This is a genomic window from bacterium, from assembly GCA_021372515.1.
GTDB lineage: Bacteria > Gemmatimonadota > Glassbacteria > GWA2-58-10 > GWA2-58-10 > JAJFUG01.
In genome coordinates, this window is record JAJFUG010000108.1 from 1 (window position 1) to 24,244 (window position 24,244).

The 24,244-nt window shown below is 62.0% G+C and carries 14 protein-coding genes; 4 read left to right on the forward strand and 10 right to left on the reverse strand.

The annotated features are described in order from the left end of the window. The 3 genes from LLH00_10585 to LLH00_10595 form a co-directional block, all read right to left on the reverse strand. The coding region (locus LLH00_10585) for a phosphoheptose isomerase (protein ID MCE5271716.1) at positions 1 to 1,298 on the reverse strand (1,298 nt) is incomplete at its 3' end. Positions 1,299 to 1,342: 44 nt separating this feature from the next. Next, positions 1,343 to 2,704: a hypothetical protein gene (locus tag LLH00_10590; protein MCE5271717.1), complete on the reverse strand. Its 1,362-nt coding sequence runs from the start codon at positions 2,702 to 2,704 to the stop codon at positions 1,343 to 1,345. Between the two features lie 111 nt (positions 2,705 to 2,815). After that, on the reverse strand, positions 2,816 to 4,057 hold the full coding sequence (locus LLH00_10595) for an MFS transporter (protein ID MCE5271718.1): 1,242 nt from the start codon (positions 4,055 to 4,057) through the stop codon (positions 2,816 to 2,818). 311 nt (positions 4,058 to 4,368) lie between these two features. Here LLH00_10595 and LLH00_10600 point away from each other — a divergent pair, with 311 nt between their 5' ends. After that, positions 4,369 to 5,400 carry a GntR family transcriptional regulator gene (locus LLH00_10600; protein ID MCE5271719.1) on the forward strand — a complete coding sequence of 344 codons (1,032 nt, stop codon included), beginning with the start codon at positions 4,369 to 4,371 and terminating at the stop codon, positions 5,398 to 5,400. Positions 5,401 to 5,735: 335 nt separating this feature from the next. On the opposite strand, the gene LLH00_10605 is transcribed toward LLH00_10600, so the two are convergent. The 7 genes from LLH00_10605 to LLH00_10635 are packed head-to-tail and all read right to left on the reverse strand — an operon-like array spanning position 5,736 to position 13,808. After that, on the reverse strand, positions 5,736 to 6,497 hold the full coding sequence (locus tag LLH00_10605; protein ID MCE5271720.1) for a hydrogenase: 762 nt from the start codon (positions 6,495 to 6,497) through the stop codon (positions 5,736 to 5,738). A 9-nt stretch (positions 6,498 to 6,506) separates the two neighbouring features. Next, positions 6,507 to 8,006 carry an NADH-quinone oxidoreductase subunit C gene (locus LLH00_10610; protein ID MCE5271721.1) on the reverse strand — a complete coding sequence of 500 codons (1,500 nt, stop codon included), beginning with the start codon at positions 8,004 to 8,006 and terminating at the stop codon, positions 6,507 to 6,509. Further along, the gene (locus LLH00_10615; GenBank protein ID MCE5271722.1) at positions 8,006 to 9,481 is read right to left on the reverse strand and encodes an NADH dehydrogenase FAD-containing subunit; all 1,476 of its coding nucleotides are present in this window, start codon (positions 9,479 to 9,481) and stop codon (positions 8,006 to 8,008) included. Before LLH00_10615 ends, LLH00_10610 begins: the two co-directional genes overlap by 1 nt. Positions 9,482 to 9,484: 3 nt before the next feature. Then, positions 9,485 to 10,186, reverse strand: a complete 702-nt coding sequence (locus LLH00_10620; protein ID MCE5271723.1) for a hydrogenase — start codon at positions 10,184 to 10,186, stop codon at positions 9,485 to 9,487. A 5-nt stretch (positions 10,187 to 10,191) separates the two neighbouring features. Beyond that, positions 10,192 to 11,103: an NADH-quinone oxidoreductase subunit H gene (locus LLH00_10625; GenBank protein MCE5271724.1), complete on the reverse strand. Its 912-nt coding sequence runs from the start codon at positions 11,101 to 11,103 to the stop codon at positions 10,192 to 10,194. Then, entirely contained in the window at positions 11,100 to 13,097 is a 1,998-nt protein-coding gene (locus tag LLH00_10630) for a hypothetical protein (protein ID MCE5271725.1), read from the reverse strand. Before LLH00_10630 ends, LLH00_10625 begins: the two co-directional genes overlap by 4 nt. Next, positions 13,098 to 13,808, reverse strand: a complete 711-nt coding sequence (locus LLH00_10635; protein MCE5271726.1) for a PTS sugar transporter subunit IIA — start codon at positions 13,806 to 13,808, stop codon at positions 13,098 to 13,100. It abuts the gene before it with no gap. Between the two features lie 896 nt (positions 13,809 to 14,704). Between LLH00_10635 and LLH00_10640 the strand changes: the two genes are divergently transcribed. The 3 genes from LLH00_10640 (at position 14,705) to LLH00_10650 (ending at position 24,231) form a co-directional block, all read left to right on the forward strand. Beyond that, positions 14,705 to 20,008, forward strand: coding sequence for a hypothetical protein (locus LLH00_10640; protein MCE5271727.1), 5,304 nt, complete (start codon positions 14,705 to 14,707; stop codon positions 20,006 to 20,008). Between the two features lie 168 nt (positions 20,009 to 20,176). Next, positions 20,177 to 22,525 carry a penicillin-binding protein 1C gene (pbpC, locus tag LLH00_10645; protein MCE5271728.1) on the forward strand — a complete coding sequence of 783 codons (2,349 nt, stop codon included), beginning with the start codon at positions 20,177 to 20,179 and terminating at the stop codon, positions 22,523 to 22,525. A 347-nt stretch (positions 22,526 to 22,872) separates the two neighbouring features. Beyond that, positions 22,873 to 24,231, forward strand: a complete 1,359-nt coding sequence (locus LLH00_10650) for a hypothetical protein (protein ID MCE5271729.1) — start codon at positions 22,873 to 22,875, stop codon at positions 24,229 to 24,231. Positions 24,232 to 24,244: the final 13 nt, after the last annotated feature.

Genomic DNA, 24,244 nt, shown 5'->3' on the forward strand with positions numbered 1-24,244 from the left:
CGGGAGTCGATATGGTTCACGTACTTGCGGTAATCGACCGGCGTGAACTCGGTTTCCGACTTTTTTACCTCCCGGATGAACTCGTCCGGGTCGGCCGCCTCGTTGAAACCGATATAGGTCCTGGCCCCGTGACCGGTCGCCACCACGTAATAGCTTTCATCCTGACGGCCGTGCTCGCCGAAATTGTCGACATTGTAGGCGTGGCCGGAATGCACCTGGATCGACATGTTCCCGCTGCTGTGATAGCTGTCGTCGTAGTTGAACCGCAGGGGGAAATAGCCCTTGAATTTCCGCACGCACGCGGCTCCCATCAGTGCTTGCCCCTGTTTCTGGGCGAAAGTGAAAAACGGGAACTCCAGCAACTTATTTCCCGCCTCCACCACGAGGCTCACCTCCAGAGGGATGAAGTCGAAGACCCAGGCGCAGTTGTGCATGGAATCGGGCAGATGGCGCAGCTTTTTGATGTAATGGCCGCCCCAGACCCCCTCCAGGTAGACCGGCTTGCAGCGGAGCGGGTATTTCGCCAGGGCCGCCAGGATGGAATCGAATGCAGCTCTCGGGAGCAGTTTCAAGTCATCCGGGACGGTGCTGTCGAGGTAGAAATCGATGGCATCGGCCTTGATCAGGTCCCACCTCAAATGTCCGGCGATTTCGAAATCAACGTAGTAACACCGTCGCAGGAGGGCTTTTATGGGTTTGGAAGTGCTGTCCCCGAGGTTGGCGAAAGAGCCTCGGCGCGCGCGCAGGATCGTTTCTTTCGGACTGAGGTCGAACCAGCAGATGAGATCGTACAACTGGCGCAGGGCCCGAGCGCTGCACCCGCACCCGTAGACCACGACCACCCGCGGCGCGTTGTCCTTCTTCAGGCTCTCCATCTCACCGCGGAAAGCTTTCAGTTTACCGGCGTCGAAAAGGTCTTCATAACCGCCTTTGAACAGTTTCCCGAACAGGAGCACCGGGTCTTTTTCGCGGTCTTCTTTCAGGTTGTCCGCCAGCTCTTTATCAAGCTGGGAGCCGGGCTTGAAAAGACGGCTGATGTCGACCGCTTTCACCTCGATTGCTGCCTGCTTCAGGTGCTGGGAGATCAGGTTGACCGTCTGCGTGAACTGCGCCCCGATGTAGCCGTCCAGGGCGACCAGCACCGTGCCCCGGGCGGCTTTTTCGATCAACAGCCGGCCGAGGTGCCCGGCGGTTTCTTTGGCTCCGGTCACGATCGAGGCCACTGTCCCGTCGTCGAGGGCGGGACGGTTGACAGCGCTGGGGTCGTTGTAGGGGTGCGGGTTGAACATGAAACTCATATCAGTCTTCTCCTCTATCGTTTGCCGGCGGAGAAGGTCCGCCTCTAATCGATTGCGTGGAACTCGAACCCCAGCAGCCCGGCCAGAATGGAAAGCTCTTTCCGGTAGTCACCCTCCACCAGCGCGAAGTGCTGGGTCGCCCCGATCTTCAGAATTCTGTCGAACAAATCCCCGACCGGGCCGTAGGGCCTGAATATCCCGTGCGAGTAGCCGGCCAGGCGATGCCCGCCTTCCAGTGAGTCGACCAGGGTGGCGACGATTTTATAGCTGCCGTTGTTCTCGGACAAATGCGCCATGGTCTTCCGCCCCGGTGGAATCCTGGTCCAGGCGAACGGCGCGCCGGCATAGCGGTAGCCGCTCTTGGCGAAACGGACATCCCGGGCGATTATCACGTTGCCGGCAAAGGCGGGGTCGTTGTGGTCGTTGGGCCCGGCGTGCCCGCCAGCAAAGGTGTTGTCGGCGGCCTCGATGTGGAACGGCTCGATGAAATTCACCTGCCTGCCGCTCAGCAGCTTGAGGATGTAGGTAATGAGGCAGGCCCCGGTGTCGGCTTCCGGGACCAGCACAGAAAGGTTCCGGTTGAGGGCGGGATGGTAGAACCCCGGCCGCAGGCCGACCAGCTTGAACATGGTGGGATCGAGGTCGTTGAACACCATGGCGTCGACACCGCTGGCCTCGACCAGCCGCGCCAGGCCGAGCGAGGCCCGGGCGGAGGCGAAGAGCAGGCCGGGGTCCACATCCTCCGCCACCCGATAGGACGAGGTCAGCTCGGCCACATATTCTTTCGTGTGGGCCTCGCTCACCGAGCCGATCTCATCCGCCAGCGTGGTGTAAGTGACGAATTTCATTTCCGGGCCGACCCGGACGAACAGGTTGTAGGGGTCGATATAGGTCGACCACATCAGGGGATTGTAGTTGGCCAGCAGCCCCAGGGTCGACCGCCGCAGCACGCTCCGCACTTTCGCCGCCCTGGCGAAAGTGAGAATCTGTTCGATCAACTCCAGCCTGCTCCCGGTGATTATTTTGATGTTTTTCCGGCCCAGCCGCGGGATCGAGCCCGAGGCCTCCAGCGAGCCGACCAGGGTCCCGGAGCAGAGGAAGTCGATGAAATCGTCCTCCTCCAGCGTGCTGTCGAAGGTCATCCTGTCTTTCACCGGGTTGATGAAAACCACCGGCGCCTCGGGCATGTCCCGCAGAAAGCGGATCCAGGCGAAGTCCTCCGACCAGGAAAGGAACTCCGCAATGATGAAATCCACTTTTTCGGCATAGAAGACATCCATCGCCCGCTGGATATCTTCACGGCTGTAGACGATCTCCGGGAAAACCACCTCCAGCGGTTCCCGGAGCGCTCCGAGGATGGCTTCCACATCCCGGCTTTTACGTTCGCCGTAAGTCCCCCGGCTCAAGCCCTCTCCCAAGTCCTTGAAGCGAGGGGAGGCGATCAGCAGTAAGCCCGCTTTCGGTTTTTCAAATTTCTTAATGTCCATATAATCGACCTTTAAGTTGCAGGGGCATGCCTAACCCACAGTAAGATGGACCTTCTCGTAATCCTTATTGAAAAAGTATTTATAGGCGACCAGCAGAAGAATCCCGCAAATCACCCAGACGACTGACAGCAGCGATATCTCCAGCGAAAGACCGATGCGTTGCTTCAGATAGCCCAGCACGGCGGGAGACAGCGATCCCACCCCGAATCCTGTCATCAACATGATCCCGGAGGCCGAGGACTGATATTTCGCCGGGATCACATCGTACAGCACGGTGTAGGTGTTGGCGTCAAAAAACGCCCTGGCGAACCCGAAACCGGCCAGGCCCAGATAGATCAAGGCCAGAGTGTTGGATATGCCCATCATGACTATGAACGGCGTGGCGGCCAATAAGCTTAACGCCTGCATCAACATACGGTTTCCGGGATTTTTCCGGGCCAGTCTGTCCGAGAGTTTCCCGGCCAGAATAATTCCGAAAAAGGCAAAGAGGTGCGTATAGAACATGGAGTGGAAACCGGCGCGCGAAAGGCTCATGTTGAATTTTTCAAACAGATATGTGGGCATCCAGGTCAAATAGCCGGTCAATACGAAGATCAAGCCGCTGAAGCCGACGGTGAGAATCAAGGCCGTCGGTGTCTTAAAGAGGACCTGAAGGGCTTCGAGGGCTTTCACTCTCTCCCTCCCGCCGATTCCCTCCCGGTCCGCCGCTTTGTCTTTCAGCCTCAATATCAATACGGTCCCGTGAACGATGCCGATAGCGCCGAATACGTAGAATGCGCTCCTCCAGCCCCAGTGCTCACCGATGTACCCAGCCACGTACCCGCTTATGATTATACCGAGGTAGTACGAGGTCTGGTGGACGGACATTGCATACGCCCGCGTATCCTTGTGGTATGCGGCCAGCAGGGTGTAGTTGGCCGGCCCGAACAGAGATTCCCCTCCCCCCGTGGCGATACTCCTCAGCAGGACCAACATCAGTATTCCATTGCTGAAACCGGTGAACACCGTGGCGGTGCTGAAAAGAAGAATGCTGGTCACTATTATCCATTTTTTGCTGAACACATCGCCAATGTATCCCGCGAATGGAACCAGCAAGGCAAAAACCATGTTGAATACAGTGGCGATTGTGCCTATCTGCAGGTCGGTCAGCCGCAGGTCGGTTTTTATCAGTGGTAAGACCACATTGAAGACTTGCCGGTCGGCCTGGTTGAGGAGGAAGGCAACCCAAAGCAAGGCGAGGACTTCCCACTTGTATTGCGGATATGTTTTCATTCCCGGGCGCCGGGGCATCGATTATTTGTAGCCATCGGCAGGCCTCGAATTTGTGGGTGTGGTGTAGTGTGGTGTAATTTCAATATAAGGGGCTCAAAATGTATCTGCAACAAAAATGTTTTTCCGACGGCGCGCCGGTATCTTACCTGAAATGTCGGTGGCAGGGAGCGACTCTTGACTAAAGGCGGCATGGGAAGTATTTCTTTTATCTGAACAGGGGCGGGCCTGGACCGGTCGTGGGCTTTCACCTGCGGCCGCCCGAGTCCTGGCTGAACGGGACATTCCGATTCCACATAGAGAACCGCGTTTACATGAAACCGAAAATCAAAATCGACAAAGCCTCACAGATGCCTGTCTACAAGCAGCTTATCCGGTCGGTGCAGGAGCTTGTTGACAGTGGCCGCTATGCTCAAGGGGATTTTCTCCCCTCGATGAACGTGCTTTCGGAAGAACTGGAGATATCGAAAGAGACCGTTAAAAAGGCCTATTCCATCCTCAGGCAGATGGGGGTAATCGACTCCTCGCACGGAAAGGGCTTCTATGTAACCGACAGGAAGGGTGCAGCTTTCAGGATATTGATGCTTTTTGATAAACTGAGCACCTACAAGCAGGTACTATACAGTTCGTTCGCGGATGAATTGGGTGAGCTTTCCGAAATCACTATCCGTCTGCACAATCAGGATATAGAACTCTTTGAGCACTATTTGCAGGAGAACCTGGATCGCTTCGATTACTATATTGTCACTCCGCATTTTCCTCTGCAGCCCGCCGTTCAGAAAAGAGCGATAAAAGCCCTGAAGAGAATCCCGAACCGCAAACTCATATTGCTGGATCATTATATCAAAGGCTTAACTGGGAATTTCGGCGTTGTGTACCAGGATTTTGCGAACGACATTGTTGACGGGCTGGCCCAGGCTGCCGAAAGATTGAATAACTACAGCAAGCTGAATGTTGTTTCGATGCCGAGCAGTATGTACGCTCCGCTGATTGAGGATGGTATCAGGCGGTACTGTTCCAGTCGGGGGCTGGTTTGCGAGATCTACAAAAAAATGGCGCCGGAAAAGATCGAGAAAAACCAGGCTTACCTGATCCTGAACGGCCAAATGGACCGGGAGCTTATAGAGCTTATCAAGACCGCCAAAGCCAAAGGCTGCAAAATAGGTGAGGATATCGGCATCATTTCGTACAACGAATCGCCGATCAATGAGGTAATACTCGACGGGCTGACGGTCTTTTCCACCGATTTCAAACAGATGGGGCAGGTGGCGGCGCGAATGATTCAGGAGAAATCGCTGAAAAAATTCAGGTGTGATTTCCGGCTTGTGAAAAGGAATACTTTTTAGAAACCTTTCCTGCGGCTGCGGTCAGCCGGGCTGCCGGTTGTTAATGTTCTCCATCGGGCAAGGTGATTGAAATATCAAGATTTCTGTTTTCATTAGATTCCGCGCGGTGAGATATTTTTTTGCTTCTCGTCTGAAAACCGGCCACTCCCTCCGCTCCCCCGCCTGCTGCTTTTCGGGCCCGGTAGTTAAATCCCGCCGGAAGCTCCAAACCGGATCGAGGTCAAACGGGCGCACGGCAGGCCGGTCTGTCTTGAGACAGGACAACTCTCTGCCGAAGAACTTCCAAACCATATCAAATGTGCTGATGGAGCGGATTGCCAGGAATCTCGACCTGTTCAGCCCAACCTGTCGAGCAGCCTCAGCAACCCGTCCAGAATGGACCAGGGGTGGGGCGGACAGCCGGGGACATACAGGTCGACCGGGAGACACGGGCCCACCCCGTCCAGCGTCTCCGGGCGCCCGCGGTACGGGCCGCCGGAAATGGCGCAGGCCCCCACGGCGATGACCAGTTTCGGCGCGGGCACCGCGGCCCAGGTTTTTTCCAGGGCCAGGCGCATGTTTTCCGTGACCGGGCCGGTCACCAGCAGGCCGTCGGCGTGACGGGGGCTGGCGACAAACTGGATCCCGAAGCGACCCAGGTCGAAAACCAGGGTGTTGAGCACGTTCACATCGGATTCGCAGGCGTTGCAGCCGCCGGCGCTCACCTGGCGCAGTTTCAGCGAGTGCCCGAACAGCTTGAGCGCCTTGCGGTCCAAGGCGCTGGCCAGGCGAAGGGTGTCCTCTTTCAGCAGCAGGTCCTGCCTTTTGCTTGCCGCCAGGCGGTATTCACGGGTGAACCGGATCGCACCGTTCGGGCAGACAGCGGCGCACTCGGCGCAGAACAGACAGCAGCCCAGGTCCAGGGTCACGCCTTTTTCCGTGCGGGACAGCGCTCCGGTCGGACAGGCTTTCAGGCAGGCGTCCCCGCAATCCCGGCCGCAGCGGGCGGTGTCGAGCGACGGAAGTCCGCGGAAACGCTCGGGCAGCTCGGGGTCCGCCTCCGGGAACGGGAAAGTGCGGCGGCCCTGTCTCAACCTTTCCAGCAACGGCTTTATCATCTTCACGCCTCAGAGGTCATGGCCGCAGTACGACAGGTTGAAGCTCTTGTTGCAGAGCGGAAAATCCGAAATCTGCTGGCCCCGCAGGGCCTGGGCCAGCCCGGCCCAGTTGTGGAACGACGGATCGACGGCTTTGTAGCGGCTGAACCGTCCATCCGCGCCGGTCATGGCCACGTGGCAAATCTCGCCGCGCCAGGCTTCGACCAGCACAGCCGCCAGGGACTCGGGCGCTGGGCCCGGTATCGCGGTCAGGATTTCCTCCGGTTGCAGGGATTCCAGCTCGGCCCGGATGAACTCGGCCGAGTTCAGTATTTCCTGCCAGCGCACCCAGGCCCTGGCGAAAACATCCCCGCTGGACCAGGTGGCGACCGGAATCTGCGAGAAACGGTATTTCCCCGAGGGCAGCTCGAAACGGACATCCCTGGACAGACCGCAGGCCCGGGCCGCCGGTCCGACCAGGCCGAGCTCCACCGCCTGTGCGGCGGTCAGCGCGCCGGCGCCCTCAAAGCGGGCCAGCACCGAGGGGGTGTTCCAGAGCAGGTCGACCGCGCCGGTCAGGTCGCGGACTATCTTTTCCAGCCGCTCCAGCAGCCTGTCCCGCGTGGCCCAGTCGATATCGAAACCCACGCCGCCCGGACGAATCCAGCCGCGCCCGAACCGGCTGCCCGAGACGAGGGCTGTCAGGTTCAGGATGTCCCCGCGCAACCGTCCGCAGAACGAGGCGGTGGGCAGGTAGCCGATATCTCCGGCCAGTGCCCCCAGGTCGCCCGCGTGGTTCGCCATCCGCTCCAGCTCCAGGGCCACCGCCCGCAAGGTCTGGGCCCTGAATCCCGGGTTTTTCCCCCCCAGCGATTCCATGACCTGGGCATAGGCGGTAGCGTGTCCGACAGTGGTGTCCCCGGCCAGGGTCTCCATGTAATGCACTGTCCGTTTGTCCGGACCTCCGGCCAGGGCGCGCTCCACCCCGCGGTGCTGGTATCCCAGCGATATCTCGAGGTGCAGCACCTCCTCCCCGCTGGCCTGGAACCGGAAATGCCCGGGCTCGATTATCCCGGCGTGCACCGGCCCCACGGCCACTTCGTGGACCTGTTCGCCCTCGGTCCGATAGAAATCGATCATTCCGATTTCCGCCGGGCGCGGCGCCCCGTTCTCCCGGTGCGGGAACCGGACCGGCTTGAGCCAGGGGTGTCCCTCCGGCAGAATGCCGTAATCCTCGGCCAGCTCGCGCTCGAACAGGTGCACCTGCGGGCAGTCCGGGGTGAGGGCCGGGTAACTCGGGCCCGCCTCGCTGGAAAACACCGCGATCTGCCCCTGGCGCGGGTGGGCCAGGAGCATGTACAGCCGGGTCCGTCCCCCGGCCGCCGGACAGCCGAACAGGGCGCAGACACGCGCTCCCTCCGCCACGCAGTCCAGGGTGGCCCGGCGGAAATCCTCCGGCGGAACCGAGGGGATGTCTTTGAGCGCAGCCGCCTGGCCGTTAAGTATGTGCAGTGGCTCGAACGACGGCATCAGTAGCCTCCCAGAAGGCGGGATGCGTTTGTCAGCATTTCGGTCAGGACCGGCGGGGACCAGAGACCCAGTATCAGCACCAGCAGGCCCAGGACCAGCGGCGGGACGATCGAGCTCGCCGGCTCGGACCCGGTCGCCGGCCCGCTCAGGACCGGGGCCTCACCCTGGGACATCCGCAGCATCCTGGCGCTCATGCCGGCGAATATCACCCCGAGAAGGGCCAGGAGCAGCGCGGCCTCCCACATCTGCCCGCGCTCCACCGCGGAGCGCAGGATGGTCCATTCGCTGAGGAACAGCCCGAACGGCGGTGTGCCGGTGATCGCGAAAAGCCCCGCCAGCCAGAGCGCGCCCGAGACCGGGATGACCCGCAGTGCGCCGGACACCCTGTCGATACTGCGGCTGCGGTAGACCGCCAGGATGTTCCCCGCGGTCAGGAACAGCATGCCCTTGGTCAGGGAGTGGTTGATCGAGTGCAGCAGGGCGCCGTAGGCGCCCGCGCCGCCCAGGCCCACCCCGAGGATCAGGATGCCCATGTGCTCCACGCTCGAATAGGCCAGGAGCCTTTTGTATTCGCTCTGGCGCAGGATGAACATGGCTGCGGTCACCAGGGAGAGGAAACCGAACAGGACCAGGAGTTCCCGGGCGAAAGCCGCCTGGCCCGCCGCGACGCAGACCTGCATGACCCTGAGCAGCCCGAGGAAAGCGCAGTTGAGCAGGGCGCCGGACAGGAGCATGGAGACGAAAGAGGGCGACTCGCTGTGTGCGTCCGGCAGCCAGGAATGCAGCGGAGCCAGGCCCATTTTCGTGCCGTAGCCCACCAGGAAAAGCAGGAAAGCGGCTTTGAGCCACTGCACGTGAAGGTGCCCGGCATGTTCGAGCAGGGCGCTCAGCACGAGAGGCGTGCGGGCGCCGCTCGGGTCGGCCGCGGACACGGCCAGGAAGAAATTCCCGAGCAGGGCGAGCGCGATGCCGACCGAGCAGAGGATCAGGTATTTCCAGGTCGCCTCGAGCGACCGCTGGTTGCGGTGAAAGAAGATCAGCGGGGCGCTGAACAGGGTTGTGGCCTCCACCGCCACCCAGAGCAGACCGAAATGCTGGCTCAGCGTGACCAGGGTCATTGCGGCCAGGAATTCGAGCAGGCAGGCGGTGAAAATGGCCTCCGGCGAACGGGCGAACACCGTGCCCTCGAGGATGTCCGGCTGCGGCGAGCCCTGCTCCCGGTTCAGGTAGCCGGTGGCGTAGACCGACGAGAGCAGGAACAGCAGGCTCAGGATGCTCAGGAATATAAGGCCGAGGGGGTCCAGGGCCAGATAGTCCTCCAGGCCCGGCGGCGGCGAATCGACCCAGGCCCGCGCGGTCAGAAGCGCGTGAGCCGAGGCGGCGGCGAGCAGGATGGCACGGCGCAGGGTGTTCCCGCGCACGAAGAGGGAAACGAGACCGGCCAGGGCCGGGATCAGTATGAGACAGGCGAGCATGGGTCAGCTTTCCTCTGCCGATGCGGTGGAAACGGGCAGGTCGTTTTCCTCCCCGCCGGGCCAGTCTTTGAGGCTCGAAAGACGGTCCATGTCCAGGTGCTCGAAATCCCGGCTGATGTGGAAAATTATGATGCCCAGGATGAACACCAGCATGAACACGTCCAGCAGGATGGCCAGCTCGACCAGCAGAGGGGCCTCGAGGGCCAGGCCGGCGCCGAAGATGTAAATGCCGTTCTCGAGCACCAGGTAGCCGAGCACCTGGGTCAGGGCTTTCTTGCGGCTGGCCAGGACGAACAGACCGACGAATATGTTGAAAAAGGCCATCGAAAGCACCGAGGGCCAGAGAGACGGAATGGTCAGGGGCAGGCGCGAGCCGATCCAGAACGAAACGATGAGCATGCCCACGCCGGCCAGCAGCGAGAAAGAGTAGCCCACGAACGGCTCCACCTCCCGCCGCACGTTGCCGTCTCGCATGGCCCGGAACAGCAGGCCGGGGAAAACCAGAAGCTTGAGCGAGATTCCGGCCAGCGAGATCACCAGCACCTGCGGTGTCAGCTCCGCCTGGTGCAGGATCAGCGGCAGAAGGCCCATGAGCGCGCCCTGGACCGCCACCAGCCGGATGCAGAAACCGATGCGGCTGGAGGCCAGCAGCAGGAGGTCGGTCACGACCACGAGAACGAAAATCGCATCCACCCACATGGACATGTGTATCACCTCAGAACCAGGATCAGCGCCAGGGCCATGAACACCGAGGCCCCCAGCAGCAGGCGCGGGACGCTGAGAAGCTTGAGCCGCGCCATCGAGGATTCGATCACCCCCACTCCCGCCGCCAGAGCGGCCAGGGCGCCCAGGGAGATCAGTGTGTCAGGCCACAGACCGCCGCTGCGGAACGGCACGCCCACGCCCGTGATCAGACAACCCAGCACCCAGAGTTTCAGCGCCGCGGTGTACTGGATGAGGGCCAAATCCGGGCCGGAATGGTCCAGCACCATCACCTCGTGGATCATGGTCAGTTCGAGGTGCGTGTTGGGGTCATCCACCGGGATACGGGCGTTCTCGACCAGGAAGACGACAAAGAAGCCGGTGCAGATCAGCACCAGGGAGGGTGCGGCTTGGAGCCACAGCGACAGGTCCAGCCTGTTGTACATGGACTGGAGCGACAGGCTGCCGGTCAGGGCGGCCACGGCGGCCAGGCCCAGAAGCAGGGCCGGCTCGGACAGGGCCGAGAACTGCACCTCGCGGCTCGCCCCCATGCCCTCGAAACTGGAACCCGTGTCCAGGGCGGCGCTTACGGTGAAAAACCGCAACAGTCCCAGGGCGTAGGCCAGCAGGATCAGGTCGCCCTGGAAGCCGAGCAGAGCGCCGGGGCCGGCCAGCGGAACGATGGCCGCAGACAGAATGGCCGCGGCCAGGCCCAGCGACGGGCTGGCGCGGAACACCCAGGTGGTCGTGCGGCTGAAGACCGCTCCCTTGCGCAGCAGCTTGAACAGGTCGTGGTAAAGCTGCAGCAGCGGCGAGCCGCGGCGCCCGGCGAAAAAGGCCTTGACCCGGTTCACTATGCCGGACAGCAGCGGCGACAGAAGCAGCGCCAGGACCAGGCTTATCAGGCCGGAGGCTCTCACAGTCCCACCCCCAGTTTCCAGATCAGCAGCGCCAGAAGGGTGACGGCGATGTAGAGCACGTAGATGTGGATGTTCCCGTGCTGAAGCCGCAGGAACGAGTCGGCGACACGGGCGATACCCCGGAAAACCGGGTCGTACAGGTATTTCCTGAAAAAGTCGACGGCGGTCGAGACCAGCTTTCCACGACGCGGGAACAGCTCTCCCGGCGTGTCGCGGTGCGTCTCGGCCGGCACTATCTGGCGGAAAAGGTTGGCCAGCGGCCTGGAGAAGGAGGCGGCGGTGTACTGCATGCGCGGGTCGGGGGCGATGTAGCCGCAGTCCCAGGTGCCCGCCTCCCCGACTGTCCGGCGGGCCAGCAGGCCCCGGCGGAAAAGGTAAATCCCCGCGGCCAGGATCAGCAGGCCGGCCCCGGCGGCGCTCACGTACATGAGGGTCGAGGCCGAGGCGGCGAGCGAGCTGTCCACGCTTTCGGCCGGCAGGCCGGTCAACAGCGCGAGCAGCGGCCCGAGGCAAAGGAGCAGCCAGGGAGCCAGCAGGCCGAGTCCGAGACAGAGTGCGGAAAGAATGATCTGCGGCAGGCGCATCCGCCAGCCCGGGTCGTGCGCTTTGGAACAGCTTTCACTGCGCGGCTCACCCAGGAAAACGATCCCGAACGCCTTGGTGAAGACGGCCGCAGCCAGCCCGCCGATCAGGGCCAGGGTGCCGATCACCGCGAGCGCCGGGATGCTGAGCGGACGCAACGGCTGGATTACTCCCCGCAGGCAGGCCTGGTAGATCAGGAACTCGCCGACAAAGCCGTTGAGCGGCGGCAGCCCGGAGATGGCCACCGACCCGACCAGGAAACTGAAGCCGGTCCAGGGCATCCGCTTGTATAGACCGCCCAGCGAGTCGAGGCTTTTCTTTCCGGCGGCGCGCAGCACCGCCCCGGCGTCCAGGAACAGCAGGCCCTTGAAAACAGAGTGGTTCAACACATGGAGGAGCGCCCCCCCGAACCCGGCCACGGCCAGCGGGACCGAACCAGCGTAGCGGCCCAGCTCGCCCAGGCCCAGGCCGAGGAAGATGATACCGATGTTCTCGACGCTGGAGAAGGCGAGCAGCCGCTTGAGGTCGTGCTGGGCCAGGGCGGAGATCACGCCGAAAAGCCCCGAGCTGATCCCGACCCCGACCAGCAGCCAGCCCCACCAGGCGGGCGGCGGACCCAGGAAGACGAGGGTGCGGACCAGACCGTAAACCCCGGTCTTTATCATCACCCCGGACATCAGGGCGGAAACATGGCTGGGCGCCGCCGGATGGGCCTCCGGCAGCCAGACATGGAACGGGACTATCCCGGCCTTGGAGCCGAACCCGACCAGGGCCAGCAGGAACAGAAGCCCTCCGGCCGCGGCCCCCTGAGAGGCCGGGCCCGCGAAATCCGCGAACTCGAGCGAGCCGGCCCGGCTGCCCAGCAGCAGAAAGAAGACCAGCAGGAACGCTGTCCCCAGGTGGGTCGCCACGAGGTAGATCCAGCCGGCCTGTCGCACCCGGCCCTGCTCGTGCTCCTGGCTGACCAGGAAAAACGAGGTGATCGCCATTATCTCCCAGGCGACCAGGAAAAGAAGGGCGTTCCTGGCGGTCAGAACGACTGCCATGCTGGCGGTCAGTCCGTTGAAAAACAGCCAGGCGGCACCCTCGGACCCAGGTCTGACATGGTTTTCGAGGTATTCCTCTCCGTACAGCGCGGCCAGCCCGGACAGGCTGAAAAGGGCGAGAAGAAAGAACGCGGACAGGGGGTCCATTCCCAGGTGCAACGAACCGCCCTGGACCGACCAGGGAAGGTTGAGGTCCCAGCCAGTACGGGGGCCGAGGCCCGCGAGCGCGGACACGAGACCGAGCAGGCTGCCCGCGACAGCGCTCCAGGCGCCGGCCCTTGAGGCCCGCAGGCCGGACCCGGAAAGGCACAGGGATAGAACGCCACCGGCAAGCAGAATGAGCAGGGAACCAACAAAGAACCACATCTATTCCACCACAGCCCGTTTCTCGCCGTTTGGCATTTTATTATTCAGCATCTCATCCAGACGGCGCGCCTCGGTCAATATCTCATCCCTGGCGCCAGGAAGGAGAATCACCTCTTTGAAGCGGGAATCGTGGATGGCGAAGGACAGCCGTGAAAGCAGCAGCAGGTGCCCGCGCACAGTCGGGCTGACCAGGGTGAACAGCACACGCACGGGCTGGTTGTCGATTGCACCGAACTCGACCCGGTGCTCCAGAAAGCTCAGGTTTATCGCGGGGCGGTCCACATGCAGGACCAGCGGGCTCCGCGGGTGAGGGATCGCCATGCCGTCTCCCACCGCGGTGGAGCACAGTTTCTCACGGGCCAGGATGACCTGGTACAGGAACTCCCGGTCCACCCCGTCCGGCAGGCGCATGGAATTGACCACCTCACGCAGCACGCTGTCCCGGTCACGGCCCTCCACGCGATAGAATATCCCCCCGGCCTCCAGGGCATCCACCAGGCTGACCGGCTGGCCGGACGCTTCCGGCTCCTGGAATATCTCCTCGGAAACCCGCATCTTGCGCGTAGTCACCCATTCGAGCAGCTCCGCGCGGTGTATGCGGTACTGGTCCTGGACCCGGTAAACCGGGATCACCCCCTGCTTGATCCAGCGGTAGACAGTCTTTTCCGAGACTGCGAGTATTTTTGCGACTTCCCGAACGCCGAGTTGCATTGGGCTTCCCTGGCTCCAGATTCAGACATTGGACATTTAAGGATCAAAAATAGCATCCCAGATCCTTGTTGTCAATAGGCGACACAAAGTGACATTTATGGACATGCGCTGGTGTGGGGTTGCGGAGGTGATGCTCGGGGCGGCTGCAGGAGCATGCTGGAAACGGAGTCAATGGCCGGACAATTCCGGGTCCGGGTTCGTTCCTGCGGGTATGCGTCCGGGAACACGCATCTCGGGCCGAGGCATAAAAGCGTTACCCGCGCGGACATGGCCGGGCGTGGAGCGGCGGGCCCCTGCTGCCCTCAAGGCGCGTGCCGTGGGTGTCGGCGCAAAAACGGTGCGCCTCTGCAAGGGGCCGCGGGGCCAAAACTTAATTCTTTCCATTTATTGCAAGTTGAATTATAATGACTGCATAATCCAAATGCCGGATCGACACGATCTGTCATTGTTTCCACCCTCCCCAGATCGAATCGAATTCTGCAGATAACCGGTGTGTGCGGCCGCTGTTATCTCGGACATTCTTGCATGGCGGCGCCGGGCCTGGCGGCGTGCGCGTTCTCTCTCTTTGATCATATTCTCTTCGGCTGCAATGTGCTCCCTTGCTGAACAGGCTTAAGATCGCTTTTGCAGGCGCGGGACCCGCTGGATAACGGGGTCCAGGTCAGTAAAAACGTTTTCCACGGCCAGCGGCCGGATTCGGAATGCCATCATCCAACCGCAGGATTACTTCAAACTCTCTGCCCTGTTCCATGAAAGGAGCGGTCATGCCTGGATACTGGAGAAACGGATTCGCACTGAGGGCCGGCTCGCTGCTTCTTCTGTTTCTTCTTGCTGCCGGCGGCTGCAAGAAAGAGGGTTCCTCATGGGAGACGGGCGGTCCACCCAGGAAAGTGGCCTTGGAGGAGCTGATCAGCTATCTGCCGGCGGAGGTCATCTCGGCCAAGGGGCCGATCCGGATCCGGTTCCTCAATATGGAGGCCGAACCACGCCAGTTCGGGGTCAAAATCTCGAAGCGGCCTCTCACTTTCGACCCCGGCATCCCCGGCTACCTGGCCTGGGAGGATGGGAACACCCTGGCCTATTACCCTGAGGAAAAACTCGAGCGGGGCCGTCAGTACACCGGAACGCTCGATGTGACGAAGCTGCTGCCCAGGATCGAGGTCGGCGCGCCGGTCACTTTCACTTTCCGGCCCGCCGATTTCGAGCTGGAAAAGATCGACGCCAAGCTGATCACGGTCGGCGACACCTCCTCCCGCAAGATGCGGCTGACAGGCGAGCTGACCTTTTCCGCGGCGGTCAAGCCCGAGGAGCTGCGGGACAAGATCGTTTTCACGGTGGATGACGACCGGGTCGACCTGCGCCTGGACCCGGGCGGCGATGAGCGGACCCTGCTCGTCCGCTCGGAGGATATCGAGCGGACGGATGAATACCGGGTCGCCCGGCTCACTGTCGACGGCTCGATTGCCGGGGGGAAGGAATATGTCCAGAACTATTCGATATACCCGGACCAGGAGTTCGAGGTCAGCAGCATAACCACGAGCGAGGAGGACGATCCCTGCGGGATCGACATCCAGTTCACCGAGCCGCTGGACAAGAGCCGGGACTTGAGCGCTTTCGTGGCGGTCGATCCCGAGCCCGAGGGCGGGATGACGGTCACGGTGCTGGACCAGACCCTGCGCGTGCGCGCCTCGTTCGAGCGCGGGGTCGACTACCGCTTCGAGCTGCGCCCCGGAGTGCGCAGCGCAGCCGGGGCCTGCACCCGCAAGACAGATGTCCGTAATTTCCAGTTCAGGCACCTCGACCCGGGACTGCGTTTCGATCAGACCGGCATATTCCTGCCTTTTTCCGGCAAGCGCAGCGTCTCGTTCCGCGCCATGAACTTGGACTCGCTGGTGCTGGACGTGCAGCAGGTGTTCGCCTCCAACCTGGGCCAGTTCCTGCAGGTCAACCAGCTTGATGATTCCGACCCGGACCGCTGGTATTACGGCGACCTGCAGCGGGTGGCCAAGAGCGTGCACACCCAGGTCATCCGGCCGGGGACGAAACGGGACATCTGGGAGCGTTTCGAGCTGGACCTCGGGCAGCTCCTGGACAGCCGCCGCAAGGCCGCGTTCGTGGTGCAGGTCCGGGGCTGGTCCCCCAGCCGGGAATGGCCCTACAACAGCTCAAAGCTGCTGATCAGCACCGATCTGGGCCTCACGGCCAAATGGTCGGAGAAGAAGCTGTATGTCTTTGTCAGCTCGATCTCGGGCGGCGGGCCGGTCAGTGGGGCCCGGGTCCAGTTGTTCTCCAAGCAGCTCCAGGTGCTCGCCGGCGCGACCACCGACAGCGACGGCAAGGTGGAGTTCGACCTCGAGGACCACGACGCCCTGTACGTGGCGGCGGAAAAGGGCGAGGACCGCTCCTGCCTGAAGACCTTCCAGGACTCCTGGCGGATAAGCGGTTTCGAAACCGGCGGGGTCGAGGTCGATCCGGCCGGGGTCAACGCTTTCATCTACACCGACCGCGGGGTCTACCGTCCGGGTGACACCGTGCACCTGAGCTGCGTGGCGCGCAACCGTGACAAACCTTTCCCGGCCGACCACCCGGTCACCCTGAAACTGTTCAACCCGCGCGGGCAGCTGATCGACACCCGGGTCAACAGCCAGGGACACAATGGCCTGTACTGTTTCGACCTGGCCGGCAACAGCACCGACATGACCGGCGCCTGGATGGCCGAGTTGCTGGTGGGCGACCGCAGTTTCAGCCACGAGATCAAGGTCGAGACCGTGATCCCGAACCGGTTGAAAGTCGAACTCAGCCTGCCCGACACGGTGGAGTTGAAGGAGTTCAAGGTGGCGGTGGACTCGCGCTGGCTGTTCGGGGCGCCTGCCGCCGAGCTCAAGTGCGAGGCCGAGATGTGGCTGCGGCCGGTGGAGCGGCGGTTCAAGCGCTACCCGGAGTTCGTTTTCACCAACCCGCAGCTCCAGTTCGAGCAGTCCCGGGTGGACCTCTGGACGGGCGCCCTGGACGCGGGCGGCAAAGCCTCTTTCGCGGCCCGGCCCACCCAGGAGCAGACAGTGCCCTCGGCCCTGGAGGGCTTTGTCAAAGTGCGGGTGTTCGAGAAGGGGGGCAATTTCACCGAGGAGGTGAAGCCACTATTCGTAGAGGCCTACGACACCTACCTCGGTATCCAGCCGCTCGAATCCCGCTGGGGCTGGATGCGGGCCGGCCAGGTGCAGAAAGTCCCGCTCCTGGTCCTCGACCGCAGCGGCGCTCCGGTGGCCGGGCACCAGATCAAGGTGCGGCTGTACCGCAACAGCCGTTACTGGTGGTGGGATTTCGAGTGGGGCCGCTCGGACCGTTTCCGTTTCCGCGACGATGATTTCACCCGCTGTGTCAGTGAGGCCACCCTGTCCTCCGGACCGGAGCCGGTGGAGTTCTCTTTCAACCCCGATTACTCCGGCATGTATTTCCTCGAAGCCCGGGATGAGGTGTCGGGCCACAGCACGGGCTGGATGTTCTACGCCTCCTCCTGGGGTTCGAACGCCCGGAGCGTGCCCGGCCGGGCGGATGTGCTGAACGTGCTGTGCGACCGCAAGGTCTACGCTCCCGGCGAGACCGCCCGCCTGCGGGTGGAGGCCCCTGGGCCCGGCCACGCCCTTCTGACCCTGGAGAAAGGCGGCGAGATACTCTGGAGCCGCTGGCAGAAAGTCGAGACCGGCTGGCTGGAGTTCGACATCCCGGTCACCCGTCAGCTGCTGCCCAACGCCTATGTCTCGGTGTCGCTGCTCCAGGCGCAGTCGCAGCGGAACAACGATTTGCCCCTGCGCCTTTACGGGATTGTCCCGCTGATGGTGGAGGACCCCAAGACCCGTCTGCCGCTTAAGCTGGCTCTGCCGGACAAGCTGGAGCCGAACCGTGATTTCACGGTGGAGCTGTCGCTGGAGGGCGGGCGTGACGGCTGGGCCACGGTGGCGGTGGTGGATGAGGGCCTGCTCGACCTGACCGATTTCACCACCCCCGACCCGTGGAAACATTTCTACGCCAAGCAGCGGCTGGATGTCGAGACCTCCGACCTGTTCGACAACGTGCTGGATGCGGTCCGGGGCAATATCGGCCAGCGCTACACGATCGGCGGCGATTTCGACTCGGCCCGCCGCAAGCGGGCCGCCCCGGAGCAGGGCCAGAGGTTCCGGCCGGTGGCGCTGTTTTCGGGGCCGGTGCATATCGAGGCGGGCCGGAGCGTTAAAGTCCCCCTGCGCATGCCCGGCTACATCGGGGCCGTGCGCGTGATGGCGGTCTCGCTGTGGGACGGGGCCTATGGCTCGCAGGAGAAGTCGGTGCCGGTCCGCACCCCGCTCATCGTGCTGCCCACGGTGCCGCGTGTGATCGGCCCGGGTGAGGAGTTCGACCTGCCGGTCACGGTGTTCGCCCTGGAGGGAGTGCCGCTGAGCGCCCAGGTGCGGCTCGAAACCGACAGCCTGCTCACCCGGACCGGCGAGCCCACCCGCAGCCTGAGTTTCGACAAGACCGGGAGCCAGCTTGTAACTTTCCGGCTCAAGGCGGCCGAGGCCGTGGGGCAGACCCGGATCAAGGTGAGCGCAGTCTCCGGCTCCAACCGCTCCGAGGAGACGGTGAACCTGACAGTGCGCCCCTCCAGCCCGCTGGTGAGCCGGGCGCGGGAGGAGCTGCTCGAAAGCGGCAAGCCCCTGACGCTCGATATCCCGGCCCTGGGACTGCCCGGCACCAACAGCACCCGTCTGGTGGTCAACACCCTGCCGGAGCTGAATCTCGCCTACCGTCTGGACCAGTTGATCCACTATCCTTACGGCTGCCTGGAGCAGACCACCTCCGGCGCGTTCCCGCAGCTTTACCTCAAGGACCTGGCCGTGCTGGACAAGCGCCAGGCCGAGGCAGTGGATGATAATATCAACGTGGCGCTGGCCAAGCTGCGGCGATTCCAGCTTGGGGACGGCTACCTGGCCTACTGGCCGGGCTCGAACTACCGCGAGGACTATTCCTGGACCCACGCCTGGGCCGGGCATTTCATGCTGGCGGCCCGGGAAAAGGGCTACTACGTGCCGCCCGGACTGCTGGACAGTTGGATCGCCTGCACCAGCCGTATGGTCAAGAAATGGCCGGAGCAGGACTGGGAGTACAAGGTTATGACCTACGACCTGTTCCTGCTGGCCCTGGCCGAGCGCCCCCAGATGAGCAGCATGAACTGGCTGCGCGAGAACCACCTGGACGGTCTGGAAGAGGCGGACCGCTGGCTGCTGGCCGCGGCCTACCATCTGGCCGGGCGGCCGGACATGGCCAGGCGTCTGGCCACAGTACCCTCCGACAACCCCCGGGCCTACCGCGAAACCGGCCGGACTTTCGGCTCCGATTTCCGCGACCGCGCCCTGATCCTCTACCTGGCCGACCTGATGGGCGACGACCTCAACGCCGCCCGCCTGTTCCAGACTGTCGGCGCGCGTTTCAGCAAGGCGAACGACTATTTCAGCACCCAGGAGACCGCCTTCGCCCTCCTGGCGTTCGGGCGCTACCTGCACAAGCACGGCGGCGAGCTGTCGGGCGGCCAGGCGCAGGTGAGCCTGAGCCTGGACGGCGGTGCGGCCAAGCCGCTCGAGTTTAGCGGCGGCCGCTGCGCGGTCGAGCTGACCGGCCGCGAGGGTGGGAAGCTGAAACTGAATTCCAGCGCAGGAAAGCCACTCTACGTGGTGCTGCAGAGCGACGGTGTCCCGCTCGATCCACAGATCAAGACCGAGGAGAAGGGGCTGAGGCTGAAAGTCGACTGGATGGACGAGGATGGGGCGGCGCTTGATCCGGGCGCCCTGGCCCAAGGCCGCTCGTTCTGGGCCCTGTACACGGTGGAGCGCACCAGCAGCGAGGAGTTGAGCTCCCTGGCCCTGAGCGCCGTGTTCCCCTCCGGCTGGGAGATCGACAACCTGCGGCTGAACGAGGAGAACCGTCCCGACTGGATGAAAAAATTCAACCTGGGCGGCGAGGACTACGTGGACATCCGGGACGACCGGGTGAACTGGTTTTTCAACCTGAATGACGATTCCGATCAGAAACGGCAGTTCGTCATCCGTCTGACCGCCACCTACTCGGGCCGCTACACTCTGCCGGCGGCCTCGGCCGAGGCGATGTACGACCCGCGGCTGTTCGCCCGGGTGGCCGGGCGGAGCGTCACAGTCAGCGGCGGGCAGTGAGATGGTTCGATGTTCTCCAGCGGCGGGTAAGCCGCCGCAGTTGGCTCGATGACCACACGTGTCCGAGCCTGAACTTCAATCCGGCAAATCGACTGCAGGGGCACGGCGCGCCGTGCCCCTGAGAAATCACTCCGGTCAGGATCGACTGTACCCGGCCTGGGAAAGGCTATGAAAGTCAAGATCACGCGCAGGCATCTGGTCCGGACGGTCGGTATCGGTGCGGGGCTTCTGGCCCTGGCGCTCCTGCTCACCCCCACACCCCGGTTCGCCGAGGATTACGGCCGTCTGGTGCTGGACCGCAGCGGGCGGCCCTTGAGCGTGTTTCTGGCCCCGGACGAGCAGTGGCGCCTGCCCGCGGACAGCCTGCCCGAGAAATACCGCCGCGCGGTGATCCAGTACGAGGACCGCCGGTTCTACCTGCACCCCGGCGTGGACCCGCTCTCTCTGGCGCACGCCGCTTTCCAGTGCCTGGGGGCCGGGCGCTACGTGCGCGGGGCCAGCACTATCCCGATGCAGATAGCGCGGCTGTCGCAGCCCAAGGAGCGCACCGCGCTCAACAAGGGCCTGGAGATCGTGCAGGCCCTGAAACTGAGCCTGATGCGGCCCAAGCGCGAGCTGCTGCGCCTGTACGCCAGCCGGGCGCCCATGGGTGGCAACACGGTGGGATTGGAGGCGGCCTGCCTGCGCTGGCTGGGCAAGAGCCCCGGGATGATAAGCTGGTCCGAGGCGGCCCTGCTGGCGGTCCTGCCCAACTCCCCCACCCTGATCCACCTGGACCGTGAGCGGGAGGCCCTGCGGGACAAACGCGACCGCCTTCTGCACCGTCTGCACGCGGCCGGGGCGCTGGATGAGGCCGACCTGGCCGAGGCCCTGGCCGAGCCGCTGCCCGCCGGACGCCAGCCCATGCCGTTCGAGGCGCCCCAGGCCTGCCGCTGGCTGATCGAGACCCATCCCACCGAGCCCGTGATCCGCTCCAGCCTCGACCTGACACTACAGCGCGAGGTCCAGGCCGCGCTGAGCGACCACATGCAGAGCCTCGGCCGTTTCGGGATCACCAACGCCGCGGCCCTGGTGGCCGAAACCGCCACTGGCAAGGTGCTGGCCTATGTCGGCTCGGCCGATTTCTTTGCCGCGGCGGACCAGGGGCAGGTGGACGGCGTGCGGGCGGAGCGCTCCACCGGCTCGCTGCTCAAGCCGTTCCTTTACGGGGCGCTGTTCGACCGGGGGGATGTCCTGCCGCAGAGCCTGATCCGGGACGTGCCGGCTTTCTTCGGCAGCTTTGTCCCGGTGAACGCGGGCAACGAGTACAGCGGCATGGTCCCGGCCAGCCAGGCCCTTCTGCGCTCGCTCAACGTGCCCGCGGTGATGCTGCTCCAGCAGTACGGGATCGCACCGTTCCAGGAATTGCTGCGGCAGGCCGGGATGAGCACCCTGTTCCGCCGTCCGGACGACTACGGTCTGACCCTGATCCTGGGCGGAGCCGAGGGCACGCTCTGGGAGCTGTGCGGCCTGTACCGCATGCTGGGCCGTGGCGGGCTGCGCGCGCCGCTCAGCCTCAGCCCGGAGGGGCCGGACAGCACGGCCGGGCAGCCGCGGATACTGTCGGCCGGGGCTTGCTGGCAGGTGCTCGAAATCCTGAAAGACCTGCACCGCCCGGACAACGAGTACTACTGGCGTCAGTTCGAGAACCAGCGGCTGGTGGCCTGGAAAACGGGCACCAGTTTCGGGCAGCGGGACGCCTGGGCGATCGGGGTCTCGCCGCGCTGGACAGTCGGGGTCTGGGTGGGCAATTTCGACGGGCTGGGCAACCCGGAGCTGGGCGGGGCCAGGAGCGCCGGCCCGCTGCTGTTCAAGATACTGGCCCGTCTGCCGCGCGCCGGCGCGCTGGAGTGGTTCACCCGCCCGGAATACGACCTGCGCCGGGTGAAAATCTGCGCGGCCAGCGGATATCCCGCCTCCAGCCGCTGCCCCCGGACCGAGTGGGCCGAGGCGCCCGCCGGGGCCGGCCCCGGACGGCTGTGCCCCTATCATCTTGTCTGCCGCCTCGACTCCGCCGGCGACCAGACCTGCTCGCTCTGTTGGGGCAGCGGCCCGGTTCGCACCGACACCCTGCTGATTTTCCCCCCGGATGCCGCCGGGTACCTCAGAAAGCGCGGTTACAAGGCCGACGAGCTGCCGCGCCACTGTCAGTCCTGCCCGACCCAGGCCGGAGAGAACCCGCTGCAGATTGTCTACCCTCCGCCCGGCTCGGGTATCTGGATACCGCGCGGCAGCGGCGGTGAGCCGCAGAAAGTGGTGCTCAGGGCCGCCCACAGCAACACGGAGGCCACTGTCCACTGGTACGTGGACAACCGCTACCTGGGGGCGACCGCGGGGCTGCACGAGATGGCGGTGTTCCTTCCCCGCGGCGAGCACCGTCTGACCCTGATCGACCTGGAGGGCCACCGCCGCGCGGTGACTTTCACCGCGGCCCAGGGGGCGCGGCCGGACAGGGTCGTGGGCGCGGGGCCGGATTAGGACTGAACCGTTGCGTATTTTCTTCATGGGCGGATATATTTATTTAAGCTACATGTACGTGTGAAAAGAAAATCATAACTGCACCAAAAGCGGGGTTATAAAGCGTTAATGATGAGCCGTTCATTGAGATTGGTATCAAATGGAACCATTTATTTGGCCTTGAATTTGGGAAGTTATATGGAGGGCCAGATAACATTATTACAAGGCTAAATTAGGAGATATGTGCCCGAGTGATCATTGGCAATGAACATAGATTGGGTATTGAGAAAACAGCAAAATATCTCATTTATTGCTTGGATAATTTGATTCTTTTAACAATAAGCACACTATAACTGTTCGGAGGTCTTGTGAAATCCGATCTTCAATTGCGAGCAGAACTTGCTGCTCAACGATTTGCAGAGGCTGGGCGTAAGCCACTTGTTATCGAATTTGCGGGAGTGCCCAAAGCAGGTAAAACAAGTACTCTCATGCAGGTTCAGGCATTTCTTAAACGTTGCGGATTTCAAACCGAAATTGTTGTAGAACGCGCGTCTGTGTGTCCAATTAGAGATAAAAAGCATGCCAATTTTAATGTTTGGACGGCATGCATGACTCTCGCACAAGTTTTAGAAAAGACGCAGGATCCGCCCCGTGTTGGCGACCCCCACGTTTTGATATTAGACAGAGGTATATTCGATTCAATTTGTTGGATGTCCATGTTAGAAAGACTTGCAAGAATTCGCGGGGCTGACCGTCGATTAATTGAACAGTTTTTGTGTGTTGACGATTGGAAAAAACGCATTTCGGCTGTTATTGTTATGATAGTTTCTCCTGAAGATGCCATGAAGCGTGAACAAGGAGTGCTGCCTGTCGAGAATGGGAAGGGGTCAATTATGAATCCAGAAGTTCTCCAGCAGTTTAAGGAAAAAACATTGGAATGTGCTAAGCGGTTGGAAAATGACTTTCGAATTTTCAGAATTGATACTTCTTTTGGCGAAACAAAGGACAATCCTAAGCGAACGGCCGAGATTATTGCAGATATAATTTTGAATTTAGTAGAAGAACAAATAAAAGAAGAAATCCTATATTTGCCCAAGAAAAACGTTAAGCCATTGTTTAAAGGGAAAAATTATATTGACGCGTCGGAGGCTGAAAAGTTGATAAAATTATACGCTGAAAGAGGAGAGTTTCTGTCTCGAGACAGCATAGAAAAAAACAAAGATGTTGTACAGGCTCTTCCGATAGTAATTGTTCGCAATGCAAGTGGTGATGTTTTGAGGCTGCGCCGTCGAGAGAAATCCAAGGAAAGTCCTTTACATGAAAAGGTTGTTATATGGGCTGGAGGCCACGTTCGACGCGAGGATGCAAGTAGAGGAAATCCTATTTTTCAATGCGTCGGACGAGAGCTAGGAGAAGAACTACGTCTCAACATAGAAACTGAAAGTTTGAGATTAATCGGTGCTATTTATATAGATGAAGAGATTGGTACATCAAAACATGTTGCTATTGCGTTTGAGTGGCGTGCGGAATCGGACGATGTTGCAGTCGCTTTAAGTAGTGCCGAATTTTTTGAGAGAAGGGGCACTTCACTTAGTGGCAGTTTTATTAAACTGGAGAAACTCGCAATGGACGTAGACCAAGAAAAATTGAATGAACCTTGGTCCAAAGAGTTGGTAAGAGAGTTTCTTGCGAAAGATACTTTCGCTTTTACCCCTAGACTTCTTTGATGGTTGATTTTGG